Source organism: Bradyrhizobium paxllaeri (genome assembly GCF_001693515.2).
Taxonomy (GTDB): Bacteria; Pseudomonadota; Alphaproteobacteria; order Rhizobiales; family Xanthobacteraceae; genus Bradyrhizobium; species Bradyrhizobium paxllaeri.
In genome coordinates this window covers 1,178,847-1,193,009 of the sequence record NZ_CP042968.1, presented here as the reverse complement: position 1 = coordinate 1,193,009, position 14,163 = coordinate 1,178,847, and the positions used below count along the sequence as shown (strand labels likewise).

The following is a 14,163-nucleotide window of genomic DNA, read 5'->3' as shown; positions in this document are numbered from 1 at the left end:
ACCATGCTGGAACTGCGCAAGGACATCTTCGCCGACGAGCGCGACGACAATCTGAAAGAGATCGGCAAGGGCACGCAGCGCCAGGACATGCTCGGCCATGTTACGGGCACCTCGACCTATTTCGACGACCACAAGCTGCAGGGCATGCTGCATCTCAAGGTGCTGCGCAGCCCGCACGCCCACGCCCGCCTGCGCCGCATCGACACGATGGAAGCGGAACGTTCGCCCGGCGTACGACGCGTCATTCGCGGCGCCGACGTGCCGGTCAATCTCAACACGCTCCTTAGCCTGATCAATTTCGGCAAGGACGACGAGCCGTCGCTGGCCGTCGACAAGGTGCGCTACAAGGGCGAGCCGATCGTCGCCATCGTCGCCGACAGCCCGCGCGAAGCCTTTGAGGCGATGGCAAAGGTGCGGGTCGACTACGAGCCGCTGCCTGCGGTGTTCGACGTCGAGGAGGCGTTGAAACCGGGCGCGCCCGTCGTCAACGAGGTCTACCCCAAGAACACATTCATCTATCACGACGTCTATGATCACCAGAAGCTTCGCTTCGGCGACGTCGAACGCGGTTTCGCCGAATCCGATCACGTCCTCGAACAACGCTACCAGATGTCGCCGATCGAGCATGCGCCGACCGAGACCAACGGCTCGATTGCAGCCCCCGACACCAACGGCCGCTATGTCGTCTACACCTCGACGCAGGCCCTGTTCTTTTCGCTCGACACATCCGCCAAGATCCTTGATGTGCCTTCCAATACGTTCCACTTCATCGGCGGAACCGTCGGCGGCGGTTTCGGCGGCAAGGTGGACACACTCACCGAACCGCTCGCCATTCTCGGCGCGATGCTGACCGGGCGCCCGGTGCGCTATCAGCTCGGCCGCGAGGAGGAGATGCAGTTCGGCTCGCCGCGCGGCGCCGAGCGCATCTACATCAAGGACGGCGTGATGCGCGACGGACGCATCGTCGCCCGCAAGATCCGTGCCTATTTCGACAGCGGCGCCTACACTCGGCTTTCAAGTTATGCCGTGGTCAAATGCGTCGCTCACCTGCCCGGCCCCTATACGATCCCGAATGTCCATGGCGACGTTTATTGCGTGTTCACCAACCGCACGCCTGCGACCGCGATGCGCGGCTTCGGCGTCACCGCGATGGACTTTGCGCTCGAATGCCAGATGGACAAGCTCGCCCATCTCGTCGGCATCGATCCAATGGAGTTCCGCATTCTCAACGCCTATCGCGACGGCGACATGAAGGCGCACCGGCGCGAAGCCAAGAACACCGCGCTGATCGAATGCGTCCAGGTCGCCGCCGAGAAAGCAAAATGGCCGCTGCGCGAAGAGGTGAAGCGGATGTCGTCGCGCAAGGACGGCGGCGGCAGCCGGGCGGCGATTTCGCCGACGCCGCTTGAGCCTGCTCTGCAACGTGCCGCGGTTTCGCAGCAGCGCACCACCTATGATCGCGCGCCTGCGGCGGCCGTCCAGCCACCGCCTCCTGCGCCGACACCGCCTGCCCCGCCACCAAGGCCACCGGTACCGTCGCCGTCACACGGCGCCACCCGTTTCTCCTCCGTCTTCGGCACCAGGAGGCGCTGACCATGGCCAGACATCGCGGACGCGGCATCGCCTCGATCAACTATCCCATCGGCATGAACCTTGGCGGTGACCCCAGCCAGGCGCTGGTTCATTCCAACCCCAGCGGCAAGTTCACGGTATCGTTGTCGTCGATCGACCTCGGCCAAGGCATGAAGTCGGTGACGCGGCAGATCTGCGCCGAGACGCTCGGCGTGCCGGTCGAGGACGTCTATGTCGACACTGCGGATTCCGACACCGGCCCGCACTGCATGGGCTCGTTCGCCTCGCGCGGCACCCATCGCGTCGGCAACGCGGTGATGGCGGCGGCCAGGGAAGCGCGCGGCGTCATGATGGAAGCTGCCGCCGAGGAGCTGGAAGTCAACGCCGCCGATCTCGATACGGACGGTCGCGGCAACATCCACGTCAAGGGCGCGCCGCACCGCTCGATTTCCACCAAGGACGTCGCCATCGCCGCGCAGTTCAAGCAGGGCAAGACGATCTCGGGACGCGGCATCTTCCTGGTGCCGCTGTCGGAAGTGAACCCCGAGACCGGCGAGATGTCCCCCGCCACCTGCTACGCGCATGCCTGCCTCGTTGCCGAGGTCGAGGTCGACGATGAGACCGGCGAAGTCGCGATGGTGCGTATGGACAGCGCCTATGAACTCGGGCGTGCGCTCAATCCACGCCTCGTGGAGCAACAACTCGTCGGCGGCGCCTGGATGGGCGTCAGCCACGCGCTGTTTGAAACGCCCGAGCCCTATTATCCCGATCCCGCGCATGGTCCGCGCGACTTCGTCGAGTATCTGATGCCCGGGCCCGGCGACACCTGCCCGCACGATATCGCCGTGCTGGAACGTCCCGCCGCCGACGGGCCGTTCGGCGCCAAGGGCCCCGGCGAGATGTGCGCCAACCCCGTGCTGCCGGCGGTGGCCAACGCGATCTTCAATGCGGTCGGCGTGCGGATGGATGAATTGCCGATCACGCCCGAGAAAGTCTTGCGGGCGATCAAGGCGCAAGGCGGCGCGCGGCCGCAGGCGCGGCGCTGAGGCGAGAGCATGACGGTCCGCGGCAACATTGTTGGCATCGACAGCCCCGAGGCGCTCGAACGTGCCTTGCGCACAGCCTATTACCTCGCTGACGACGGCCTCGCGACGGCGGCCTATCTTGGGCTGGCACTCGGCAAGCCGCTGCTGCTCGAAGGCGCGCCCGGTGTCGGCAAGACCGAGGCCGCCAAGGCCATCGCCGCCGTGCTCGGCCGCCGCCTGATCCGGCTGCAATGCTACGAGGGCATCGACGCATCCGCCGCACTCTACGAGTGGAACTATCCGCGTCAGATGCTCGCGATCCGCCAGGCCGGTGAGGAGAGCATCGACATCTATGGCGAAACTTTTTTGATCGAACGGCCGATGCTGGCCGCGTTGCGCGCGCCCGATTCCACCGTGCTGCTGATCGACGAAATCGATCGCGCCGACCAGGAGTTCGAGGCGTTCCTGCTCGAATTCCTTTCCGACTTCCAGATCTCCATTCCCGAACGCGGCACAGTCCGCGCCGCCGAGCGCCCCGTCGTCGTGCTGACCTCGAACCGCACCCGCGACCTGCACGAAGCGCTGCGCCGCCGCTGCGTCTATCACTGGATCGACTATCCCACCGCCGAGCGCGAGGCGCGCATCGTGATGATGCGGGCCTCGAGCGTCGCCGAATCCACCGCCCACGCTGTCGTCGCCGCCGTCGGCAAGCTGCGGCGCGAGCCGCTTAGCAAGGCGCCCGGCATCGCCGAGGCGGTGGATTGGGCGGAAGCGGCCACGCTGTTGCACGCGCGCGGCGCGCGCTGGCCGGATGCCTTCAAGCGATCGATCGGCGTCGCACTGAAGGATGAGGAGGACCTCACCTTCATTTCCGGCCGGCTCGACGCCCTGATTGCGGAGGCTGCCGCGTGAGCGACGAACTTCAATTACCGCGCGCCGCCGGCGTCTTCGTGTCCTTTGTCGCGCTACTGCGCGTCAACGGCTTTGCGGTCGCGCCGGAACAGACGACGGCGTTCCTGGCAGCGATCGAGCTACTCGGCCCGCGCAGCATGGAAGCGATCCGTCAAGCGGGGCTGGCGACGCTCGCCCCGCCGCCCGAGCGTCGCGCCACTTACGACCGGCTGTTCGACCTCCATTTCCTCGGCAGCGAGGCGGTGGATCATGCGGGCGCGGAAGATGAGGAAGTGGTTCGCCTGCAAGAGGAAGGTCGCGGCGAGGACGAGACATTGCTGGCTGACGAGGCCAACGAGTCCGGACTTGTTGCAGCCCGCGCCGAGGCGCTGGTCGAGCGCCGCTTCGCGCCAAGCCAAACCAGTGATGCGCTGCGTCGGCTTTCACGCGAGGCTCCTGCCCGGCTGCCGCGACGTCGGGGCCACCGGCGCATGCGCGCCCGCCGCGGTCCTTGGGCGGATCTTCGCCGCACCTTGCGCGACAGCGTGCGCAACGACGGCGAGGTGCTGCGGCTCGGTCGGCTCAAGCGGCGCACCCGCCCGCGCAAGGTGCTGCTCTTGATCGACGTCTCCGGCTCGATGAAGGGACGCACCGACGACAACATGAAGCTCGCGCATGCCATCGTGCATGCGGCGCCCAATGTCGAGGTGTTCACCTTCGGCACAAGGCTCACCCGCGTCAGCCGCGCGCTCCGTCTCAAGCGGCGCGAGCAGGCGCTATCTGCGGCGGCCCATCTGGTCAGCGATTGGGATGGCGGCACAAGGATCGGCGACGCGCTGCAGGCATTCCTCGCGGTGCCGCGGTTCGGTGGCTATGCACGTGGCGCCGCCGTCGTCATCCTCTCCGACGGACTGGAGCGCGGCGATCCATCTGCCCTGCGCGATGCCGTCGCAAAATTGTCGCGGCGTGCCTGGCGGCTGAGCTGGCTGACGCCGCTGGCCTCAGGCGCTGGCTTTCAGCCGCAGACCGAAGCGCTGATCGCGATCCGCCGCTTCGTGAATGATTTGGTTGACGGCGGATCATCAGCCGCGATCGTTTCGCATGTACTCTCGCTTGGACAAAGGAAGGCCGCGTGACCGATATCGTCGATGCCCATCATCATATCTGGCGTCAGGCCGACCTGCCCTGGCTTGTTGGCCCGATGCAGCCGCGCATCTTCGGGCCCTACGAGCCGATCCGGCGCGACTATCCGATCCGGGAATATCTCGGCGACCTCGCAGGATCCGGCGTCACGCGCTCGGTCTATGTGCAGACCAACTGGGCCAACGACCGCTTCGAGGACGAAACGGCGTGGGTGCAGGAGACCGCGAAAGACCACGGCTGGCCGCACGCCATCGTCTCCTATGCGGATTTCAACGTCGACGACGTTCGCCCGCAGCTCGACCGTCTGGCGCACTATCCGCTGGTGCGCGGCGTGCGCATGCAACTGCACTGGCACGAGAATCCGCTCTATCGTTTTGCGGCCCGGTCCGATCTCTGCGCCGATCCCAAAATCCGCCGTAACGTCGCGCGGCTCGCCGACTACGGTTTCAGCTTCGATCTGCAGGTGTTCGCGCCGCAGATGGCGGATGCCGCCGGCCTCGCGGAAGCCTGCCCCGACGTAACCTTCATCCTGCAGCACGCCGGCATGCTGGAGGACCTTTCAGCGCAGGGCCGGTCCCTCTGGCGCAGCGGCATGGGCCGGCTCGCGACCTGCCCCAACGTCGTCTCAAAACTTTCCGGCCTCGGCACCTTCATCCATCGCAACGACCCCGCCCACATCGCCGGCATCCTCGCCGATACGGTTGCGATCTTCGGCGCCGATCGCTGCCTGTTCGGTTCCAATTTTCCGATCGAAAAACTCTGGACGACCTATCGCGAACTGATCGACGCCTTTCTCGTCGCCACGGCCTCGCTCGCCGCGGATCAGCGCGACGCCGTTCTGCGAAAGACGGCCACGCGCGTCTACCGGCTCGACCGATGACGGCGCGAACCGACAATTAAAAGAACATGGGAGGGAACATATGCCGCTCGAGATCAAGATCCTCGATTATGGGGATATCGAACTGGAATCGAGCTTCCTGGTGCTCGGCCGCGATTGCGGCCGCACCCGCCGTGTCCTGACGCTGGGATTCCTGATTGTCGGCGGCCCCTATCCCGTCGTGGTCGATACCGGCTATCGCTCCAACCAGATCATGGAAACGCTCGGCATGCGCGGGCTTCAGTTCCACGAGAACATGATCGAGAACCAGCTCGCGCGCCACGGCGTGCGCATGGGCGACGTCCGCTATGTCTGCCACACCCATCTGCATATCGATCACGCGGGCAAGGACGACCTGTTTCCGATGAACACGACGGTGGTGCTCAACCGCAAGGAGCTGGAATATTCCGTCTCCGGACTGATGCACCCGCAATATCCGGCGCCCGACATCAAGCACCTGATCGACCGCCTGCACACCAAAAGCGCGCTGCGCTTCCTCGATCTCGAAGTGACCGGTCCGGTCGAACTGATGCCCGGTGTCTATTGCGACGCCGCCAATGCGCATACCGAAGGCTCGATGAACATCCACGTTCATACCGCCGACGGCATCGCCACCATCTGCGGCGACGTGATCTACGATTTCAACGACCAGATCGTCACCCCCTTTAACGAAATCCACGACGCCGAACCGCGCACCACGGGCAATCACGGCACCAGCAAGCGCGCGGAGAAGGCCGCTATCAAAAAACTGCTGAGCAATTCGCGCTATCTGCTCCCGGTCCATGACCGGCCTGCAAAAATCGAAGGCGGCATGGTGATCGGCCGCCTGCACGATCAGGTGCCCGGTCCTGTGGTGCAGAGCCTGCCCCAGCGCAACTGGTTCCCGGCCTGAGCGCTGAGAGAAGGACGGACCGATGACGCACGTGACGCTGCGCCCGGAATTCGAGGCCCTGATCGACCCCTATGCGCCGGTCGGCCAGGTCGGCACCGGCTTTGAATTCACGGAAGGGCCGATCTGGCATCCGACGCATCATTATCTCCTGTTTTCGGATATGCCCGGCGACGTGCGAAGGCGATGGGATGCCAAGCGCGGCGTGGTCGAGGTCAAGCGTCCTTCGAACAAATGCAACGGCATGACCTATGACGCCGAGCTCAATCTGATCGTCTGCGAGCATGCCACCTCATCCCTGATCCGCGAACGCCCAGACGGAAGGCGCGAGGTGATCGCCTCGCATTTCGAGAACCAGGAGCTCAACAGCCCGAACGACGTCTGCGTCCATTCGAGCGGCGCGATCTATTTCAGCGATCCCTGGTATGGCCGCATGCCGGTCTACGGCGTCGAGCGGCCGCGCCAGCTCGGCTTCCAGGGCGTTTTTCGCGCTCCGCCCGGCGGCGGCCCGCCAAAGCTCGTGGTCGACCGCCATCTGTTCGACCAGCCGAACGGGCTCTGCTTCTCGCCCGATGAACGCCTGCTGTACGTGAACGACACGGTGCAGGCGCTGATCCGCGTCTTCGACGTCGAGGCCGACGGCTCGCTGTCCAATGCGCGCGTCTTCGCCAGCGGCATCCGTTCCGAGCTCGAGCCCGGCCTGCCCGACGGCATGAAGTGCGACCAACGCGGCAACGTCTGGGTCACCGCGCCCGGCGGCGTATGGGTCTATTCACCCGCGAGCGAATTGCTCGGCAAGGTGCGCGTGCCCGAACTCGTCGCCAATCTCGCCTGGGGTGGACCTGATTTTCGCACGCTCTATCTGACTGCGACGCATTCGGTCTACGCGATCCCGGTCAAGGCCGGGCCGCGTCACGAGCCTTATATGAGTGGCAGGGCTTCGACCGGACCCGATACTGGCACCGCTACGCCTGCCTCTCCCCAACTGGCCAGTGGCGACATGCAGCTGGATCCGCGCCGCTGCGCGATGATCATTCAGGATCTGCAGAACGACGTGATCATGGAAGGTGGCGCATTCGCCGATTCCGGCTCGCCTGGCCACGCACGCCAGCAACGCGTGGTCGACAATGTCCGCCGCCTAGCGGAAGCCGCGCGCGCCCGCGGCGTCGTCATCATCCATGTCTGGTTCATCGTCGAGCCGGGCGCGCCTGGCGTCACGCTCAATGCGCCACTGTTCGAAGGGCTGGTCGACAGCGGCGCGATGGTGCGCGGAAGCTGGGGCGCGGCTCCTGTTCCGGGGCTCGAGCCGCGCGCCGGCGATTTCGTCGTCGAGAAAATGCGGATGAGCGCGTGGGAAGGCACGCGGTTAGAGACCATCCTCAAGGCGACCGGCCGCGACATGATCATCAACACCGGCGCCTGGACCAATATGTCGATCGAGCACACCGCCCGCACCGGCGCGGACAAGGGCTACTTCATGATCGTGCCCGAGGATTGCTGCTCGACCATGAACGCCGAGTGGCACAACGCCTCCATCAATTTTGCCATGCAGAATGTCGCCGTCGTCACCAATGCCGACGCGGTGATCAGGGGATTGGGATGAGCGGGATCCTGCCATGCCAAAACTCTTTCACCTAAGCTGCTCGCCACGCGCGGACTCGGAATCCTCCGCCGGCGCGCGGGTGTTTATCGACTGTTTCCGGCAGGCGCGGCCGGACTGGGACATCGACACGATGAACCTGTGGCGGGATCATTTGCCGGAATTCGAGAACTATGTGCTGGAAGCCAAATATGCCCGCATCGACGGCCGGGCTTTCACCGACTCGCAGCGCGATGCCTTTGCGGTCGCCGAGCGCATCGCGATCCGCTTCGCGCTCGCCGATCGCGTACTGATCTCGACGCCGATGTGGAACTTCGGTATTCCCTACAAACTGAAGCAATGGGTCGACGTGATCACGCAGCCCGGGCTGGCGTTCCGTTTCGATCCCGCGCAAGGCTATCTGCCCCTGTTCAAGGACCGGCCGACGGTTGTCATCCTCGCCAGCGGCAGCGATTTCGTCACCGGCATGAATCGCGGCCGCATCGACATGGCCACCCCCTATCTGCGCGAGCTGCTCCGCTTCGTCGGCGTCAGCGACGTGCGGTTCGTGCCGATCGGACCGACCACCGGGCCGGCCGAGCCGATCCGCAGCGCACGCGAAGGTGCGCATCGGCGGCTGGCCGAAATGGCTGCGCGGTTCTGACGCGCGGCCGTGCTCAGAGCCTTGGCGGAACCGGAACATTTGCGGCAATATGGCGCTTACTGGGGCGTACCGAAGGAGATTCCCGTTGAAGTGCTATGAGCTGCAGGGACCGAACGGAATCGATGGACTTGCCTTCGTCGACAAGCCTGTGCCGGAGCCCGGCGAAGGCCAGGTGCTCGTCCGGCTCAAAGCGGCAACGCTGAACTATCGTGATCTCCTCACCGTCAAGGGCGGCTATGGCTCGCGCCAGAAATTCCCGCTTGTGCCGGTTTCGGACGGTGCTGGTGTCGTCGAGCGGGTCGGCCCGGGCGTGCGGGAGTTCGCAGCCGGTGATCGCGTCATCGGCAGCTTCTTCGAAAGCTGGCTCAGCGGTGAACCCAGCGCAGAAAAAATGAATCGGGCTCTCGGTGGCTCGGTCGACGGCGTGTTGACGCAGTATCGGATCTTTCCAAAACATGCGCTGGTCAGAACGCCGGAGCATCTCAGCGACATCGAAGCCGCCGCACTCCCCTGCGCCGGCGTCACGGCCTGGAGCGCGGTCGTCAAGTTCGGCGGCATCAGGCCCGGACAGATCGTTCTGACGCAAGGCACCGGCGGCGTTTCGCTCTTTGCCATTCAATTTGCCAAAATGTGCGGCGCGCGCGTCATCGCAACTTCCTCCAGCGACGGCAAGATCGAACGCGTCAAGCAGCTCGGCGCCGACTTCACCTTGAACTACAAGGCGACGCCCGACTGGGGAAAGAAGGCCCGCGAATGGAGCGGCCAGGGCGTCGACCTCGTCGTTGAGGTTGGCGGGGTCGGCACGCTGAACGAGTCGATCCGGGCTGTCAGGATCGGCGGCACCATCGCCTTCATCGGCGTGCTCGCCGGCCCGCCGCCGTCAGACTCGCGCCTCCCCTTGATGGTGATGCAGCAGCAGCGGCTGCAGGGCGTCACCGTCGGATCGGTCGAGGATCTCAAGGCGATGGTGGAGGCAACGGCGGTTCACAAGATGAAGCCGGTGATTGACAGGACCTTTGCCTTCGATCAGGCGAAACAGGCGTTTTCCCACATGGAGAGCGGCACGCACTTCGGCAAGGTGGCGATCGCGATCGACTGAACACAAAGCCCCGCAGCCGGTTCCCGCTGCAAAATTGCCGGGTTTTGAGCGCATCCAGATCGGCAGGGCACCGGAGCCAAACAACCCCGCTGGCAACAGCCGGCAACAGCGCGGCGCCAAACACGCTTGCTGGTTGCAAGAATTGCCGCCGTCGCTATAAGGCTTCCGATCCGAGAAAATCACCTCGTCGAAAACGAGTGCCGCCTGGCTCTCGCGCGTGCCGTCGGACGGAAATGAACGATGAGCGAAGACAAGAGCAAATTGCTGCGGTCGCTGACCATTGATCGCAGCACGGACAAGGTGGAGCGACCGGGCCGGCGCTGGCTGCCGCTAGTGGCGGCGGCTGCCATTTGCGTCGTCGGATTTGCAGCTTTTGCCGCTTACGAATTAGGCCGGCAGGACTCCCCTAAGGAGACCGCGCCGCAGCCGGCCGCACAGAAGCAGACCGCGCAGGTTCAACCGCCGCCCGCCGCCACAAACGACAAAACGGCCGGCAGTCTGGCGGCCTCCGGCTATGTGGTGGCGCGGCGCAAGGCGACGGTCGCGGCCGAAATCACCGGCAAGGTGGTCGAGGTTTTCATCGACGAAGGCATGACAGTGACTGAGGGTCAGATCGTCGCGCGGCTCGACAGCGTGCTGGCCGAAAAGGACTACGAGCTGGCGCGCTCGCGTGTCGAGACCGCGGACGCAGCGGTGGCCGCGATCACGGCCGATCTGGAGGATGCGACCCGGATCATGACGCGCATACAGACACTCTCGCAAAAGAATTTTGCCACCGAGGCCGATCTGACCAAGGCGCAGGCCCGCGTCGGCGTGCTCAGCGCGCAGTTGCGCCAAGCGCAGTCGCAATTCGAGACTGCCAAGATCGACGCCAAGCGCAGCGGCTCGCTACTCGACAAGCACCAGATCCGGGCGCCCTTTGGCGGCGTTGTCATCGACCGCAGCGCGCAGCCCGGCGAGATGATTTCGCCAATGTCGGTCGGCGGCTTTACGCGAACCGGCATCTGCACCATCGTCGACATGGATTCGATCGAGATCGAGGTCGACGTCAACGAGGCCTTCATCGGCCGCGTCAGTCCCGGCGGTCCCGTCAACGCGGTGCTGGATGCCTATCCGGACTGGACCATTCCCGCTTCCGTGATCGCGATCGTGCCGACCGCAAACCGCGAAAAGGCCACCGTGAAGGTTCGCATCCGCTTCGAGAAGAAGGATCCGCGCATCCTGCCCGACATGGCGGTGAAGGTGAATTTTCTGCAAGCCAGGGGAAACAGCAAGGAAAACGGCAAGGCCAACGACAAGGCAGGCGGTAAGGCCAACGGCGCCACCAAGGCCGCCGCAAACTAGCGCCCGCCAGAAATTCCGACAGGAGAGAAACGTGACAGCCGAACATCCGATGGTTCGCCTTACCGGCGTAGCCAAGCGCTTCACCAAGGGCAAGGAAACGATCTCGATTTTCGACCATCTCGATCTGGCGATTCCACGCGGCGATTTCATCGCGGTCATGGGCCCCTCCGGCTCGGGCAAGACCACGCTGCTCAATCTGCTCGGGGGCATCGACCGCGCCGACGCGGGCGAGATCTCGGTTGCGGACCACCGCATCGACGGCCTTTCCGAGGGCGAACTCGCTGCCTGGCGCGCCGCCAATATCGGCTTCATCTTCCAGTTCTATAATCTGATGCCGATGCTGACGGCGGCGCAGAACGTCGAACTGCCGCTGCTGCTGACGAAATTGCGCAGCAAGGAGCGCGCGGAGCGTGTCAACACCGCGCTTTCCGTGGTCGGGCTCGCCGATCGCACAAAACACCGTCCGCGCGAAATGTCGGGCGGCCAGCAGCAGCGCGTGGCGATTGCGCGTGCTATCGTCTCGGATCCGAACCTGCTGTTGTGCGACGAGCCGACCGGCGACCTCGACCGCCAGTCCGCCGACGAAATCCTGTCGATCCTGCAACTGCTCAATGGCGAGCTCGGCAAGACCATCGTCATGGTCACTCACGACCCGGCGGCGGCCAACTACGCCAAGCGCGTCCTGCATCTCGACAAGGGCCGCTTCGTCGAACGGGAGCTGGCCGCGTGAACGATTTCGACCTGGTACGGAAAAACCTGTTCCGCCGCAAATTGCGTGCGAGCCTGATGATCATGTCGATCCTGATCGCCTTCATGATCTTCGGCGTGCTCGCCGGATTCTACCGCGCGTTTACCTTGGGAGAGGATCGCGCCGCCGCTGACAGGATGATCACCGTCAACAAGATCAACTTCACCCAGCCGTTGCCGATCGCCTATTACAACCGCGTGCGGGCGGTGGAAGGGGTCCGTCAGGTGACCTTCGCCAACTGGTTCGGCGGCTATTATCAGGATCCGAAGAACTTCATCATGTCGCTCGCGATCGAACCATCAACCTATTTCGACGTCTATCGCAGCGAATTCGATGTTCCGCCCGAGCAGCTCCAAGCCTTCATCCGCGACCGCGGCAGCGCGGTGGTTGGCGAAAAACTGGCGCAGAAGTGGGGCTGGAAGATCGGCGATCGCATTCCCGTCCAGAGCAACATCTTCAGCCAGAAGAGCGGCGGACACACCTGGGACCTCACCATTGCCGGCATCGTCAAGGGCAAGGTCGAGCACGTCGACACCAACTTCATGCTGTTCCAATACGCCTATTTCGACGAGACCCGCAGTTTCGGCAAGGACACGATCGGCTGGATGATCCTGCAGACCACTTCGCCCGAAAACAACGATCGCGTGGCGAAAACGATCGACGCAATGTTCGCCAATTCCACCGCCGAGACCTCGACCGACACCGAAAAGGCGTTCGGCAAGGCGTTCGTGGCGCAGTTCGGCAACATCGCGCTGATCGTGTTCCTGGTGGTAGGCGCCGCCTTCGTCACCATCCTGATGATCGTCGGCAACACGATGGCGCTGTCGATCCGCGAGCGCACCCGTGAGATCGGCGTATTGAAGACACTTGGATTTTCAGGCCCGCGCATCCTGGCCATGGTGCTTGGCGAGTCCGTACTGCTGGCGCTGCTCGGTGGCGTGCCGGGGCTTGCGATTGCAGCCCTGATCGCCATGGCGCTGCGCGCGAGCCTCACCAACGTCGCTCCAGCCTTTGCGGTATCGCCAACCATCATGCTGCAAGGGTTGGCGCTGATGATCGCGCTTGGACTGATTACAGGGATCATTCCGGCGCTCAACGCCATGCGGCTTAGAATCGCAACTGCGCTCGGACGGGGATAGGCATGCGTTCGCTCTGGCTTCAGGTGGCGGCGGTCACATCAATCAATCTCAAGAGCATCGCGCAGCGGCGCTGGCTCTCACTCTCGACGGTGATCGCGATCGCGCTGGTGGTGATCGTGCTGCTCGCGTTCCTGGCGATGGCCAATGGATTCCAGCGCACGATCGCGGGATCCGGCGCCGACGATATCGCCATCGTGCTGCGGGCCGGCTCGCAGGCCGAAATCAACAGCACGGTAAGCCGCGACCAGGTGCGGCTGATCGAGGATGCGCCAGGCATCGCGCGCGGAGCCGACGGCAAGCCCCTGATCTCGCCGGAACTCTATCTCGTGGTCGACGGTATCAAGCGCACGACCAAGACCAAGGCCAACCTGCCGCTGCGCGGGATCGGCGAACAGGGCATGGCGTTGCGCAAGGACATTGCCATCACGGCGGGCCGCATGTTCAGCCGCGGCAGCAACGAAATCGTGGTCGGCAAAGCGCTGCTGCGGGAGTTTGAAGGGTTGGACCTCGGCTCTACGGTGGCGTTCGGCGCGACGCGCTGGACAGTCGTAGGCGTGTTCGAGGCCGGCGGCAGCGTGTTCGAATCCGAAATCTGGGCCGATCTCAACGTGGTGCAGAGCCTGTTCAACCGCAACAACATCGTCCAGACCGTGCGCGCGCGTCTCACCAGCCCGGCCGCATTGAACGAGCTCAAGAATTATAGCGATACCGATCCGCGGCTGAAGCTCGACGTCAAATCCGAAGCCAGCTACTTTGCCGAACAGGCGTCGCAAACCACCGACCTCATTCAGAAACTCGGCTGGCCGCTGGCGATCGCGATGGCGCTCGGGGCCATCGCCGGCGCGCTCAACACGATGTATTCGTCGGTGGCGTCACGCGCCACGGAAATCGCAACGCTGCGCGCGATCGGCTTCGGCGGCTTCCCCGCCTTCGTCGGTACGCTGGCCGAGTCGCTGTTGCTCGCGGTTATCGGCGGCCTGCTGGGCGCTGCCGCGACCTATCTGATATTCGATGGCGTCACCGCCTCGACGCTCGGCGGCAACTTCACCCAGGTGGTGTTCGACTTCAAGCTCAGTCCCTGGCTGATCGCCGAGGGTGTTGCGCTGGCGCTGATTGTCGGCTTGGTCGGCGGACTCTTTCCGGCCGTCCGCGCCGCGCGATTGCCGATCGTCGAAGGCCTGTACGCGAACTGA

At 64.4% G+C, this 14,163-nt stretch carries 13 protein-coding genes; all 13 read left to right on the top strand.

Annotated elements, in window-relative coordinates:
• Positions 1 to 3 precede the first annotated feature (3 nt).
• The 13 genes from LMTR21_RS05600 to LMTR21_RS05540 all read left to right on the top strand — a co-directional run bounded on the left by LMTR21_RS05600 (position 4) and on the right by LMTR21_RS05540 (position 14,163).
• Positions 4 to 1,593: a xanthine dehydrogenase family protein molybdopterin-binding subunit gene (locus LMTR21_RS05600; protein ID WP_065755642.1), complete on the top strand. Its 1,590-nt coding sequence runs from the start codon at positions 4 to 6 to the stop codon at positions 1,591 to 1,593.
• A 2-nt stretch (positions 1,594 to 1,595) separates the two neighbouring features.
• A complete protein-coding gene (locus tag LMTR21_RS05595; RefSeq protein ID WP_065755641.1) occupies positions 1,596 to 2,618 on the top strand; it encodes a xanthine dehydrogenase family protein molybdopterin-binding subunit in 1,023 nt (340 codons plus the stop codon).
• A gap of 9 nt (positions 2,619 to 2,627) precedes the next feature.
• Positions 2,628 to 3,509 (top strand): AAA family ATPase, encoded by an 882-nt coding sequence (locus tag LMTR21_RS05590; protein ID WP_065755640.1) that lies wholly within the window; start codon positions 2,628 to 2,630, stop codon positions 3,507 to 3,509.
• Complete coding sequence (locus LMTR21_RS05585; protein ID WP_065755639.1) at positions 3,506 to 4,624, top strand: vWA domain-containing protein; 1,119 nt, start codon at positions 3,506 to 3,508, stop codon at positions 4,622 to 4,624. The genes LMTR21_RS05590 and LMTR21_RS05585 overlap by 4 nt, the downstream gene beginning before the upstream one ends.
• Entirely contained in the window at positions 4,621 to 5,511 is an 891-nt protein-coding gene (locus LMTR21_RS05580) for an amidohydrolase family protein (protein ID WP_065755638.1), read from the top strand. Before LMTR21_RS05585 ends, LMTR21_RS05580 begins: the two co-directional genes overlap by 4 nt.
• Before the next feature lie 40 nt (positions 5,512 to 5,551).
• Positions 5,552 to 6,400, top strand: a complete 849-nt coding sequence (locus tag LMTR21_RS05575) for an MBL fold metallo-hydrolase (RefSeq protein WP_065755637.1) — start codon at positions 5,552 to 5,554, stop codon at positions 6,398 to 6,400.
• Positions 6,401 to 6,422: 22 nt separating this feature from the next.
• Positions 6,423 to 8,000, top strand: a complete 1,578-nt coding sequence (locus LMTR21_RS05570; RefSeq protein WP_065755636.1) for an isochorismatase family protein — start codon at positions 6,423 to 6,425, stop codon at positions 7,998 to 8,000.
• 13 nt (positions 8,001 to 8,013) lie between these two features.
• On the top strand, positions 8,014 to 8,640 hold the full coding sequence (locus tag LMTR21_RS05565; protein WP_065755635.1) for an FMN-dependent NADH-azoreductase: 627 nt from the start codon (positions 8,014 to 8,016) through the stop codon (positions 8,638 to 8,640).
• Between the two features lie 85 nt (positions 8,641 to 8,725).
• Positions 8,726 to 9,739, top strand: a complete 1,014-nt coding sequence (locus LMTR21_RS05560; protein WP_065755634.1) for a zinc-dependent alcohol dehydrogenase family protein — start codon at positions 8,726 to 8,728, stop codon at positions 9,737 to 9,739.
• 240 nt (positions 9,740 to 9,979) lie between these two features.
• Positions 9,980 to 11,083 carry an efflux RND transporter periplasmic adaptor subunit gene (locus tag LMTR21_RS05555; protein ID WP_065755633.1) on the top strand — a complete coding sequence of 368 codons (1,104 nt, stop codon included), beginning with the start codon at positions 9,980 to 9,982 and terminating at the stop codon, positions 11,081 to 11,083.
• Between the two features lie 49 nt (positions 11,084 to 11,132).
• Positions 11,133 to 11,813 carry an ABC transporter ATP-binding protein gene (locus LMTR21_RS05550; RefSeq protein ID WP_065755632.1) on the top strand — a complete coding sequence of 227 codons (681 nt, stop codon included), beginning with the start codon at positions 11,133 to 11,135 and terminating at the stop codon, positions 11,811 to 11,813.
• Positions 11,810 to 12,970 carry an ABC transporter permease gene (locus LMTR21_RS05545; RefSeq protein ID WP_065755631.1) on the top strand — a complete coding sequence of 387 codons (1,161 nt, stop codon included), beginning with the start codon at positions 11,810 to 11,812 and terminating at the stop codon, positions 12,968 to 12,970. Before LMTR21_RS05550 ends, LMTR21_RS05545 begins: the two co-directional genes overlap by 4 nt.
• Positions 12,971 to 12,972: 2 nt before the next feature.
• Complete coding sequence (locus LMTR21_RS05540) at positions 12,973 to 14,163, top strand: ABC transporter permease (protein WP_065755630.1); 1,191 nt, start codon at positions 12,973 to 12,975, stop codon at positions 14,161 to 14,163.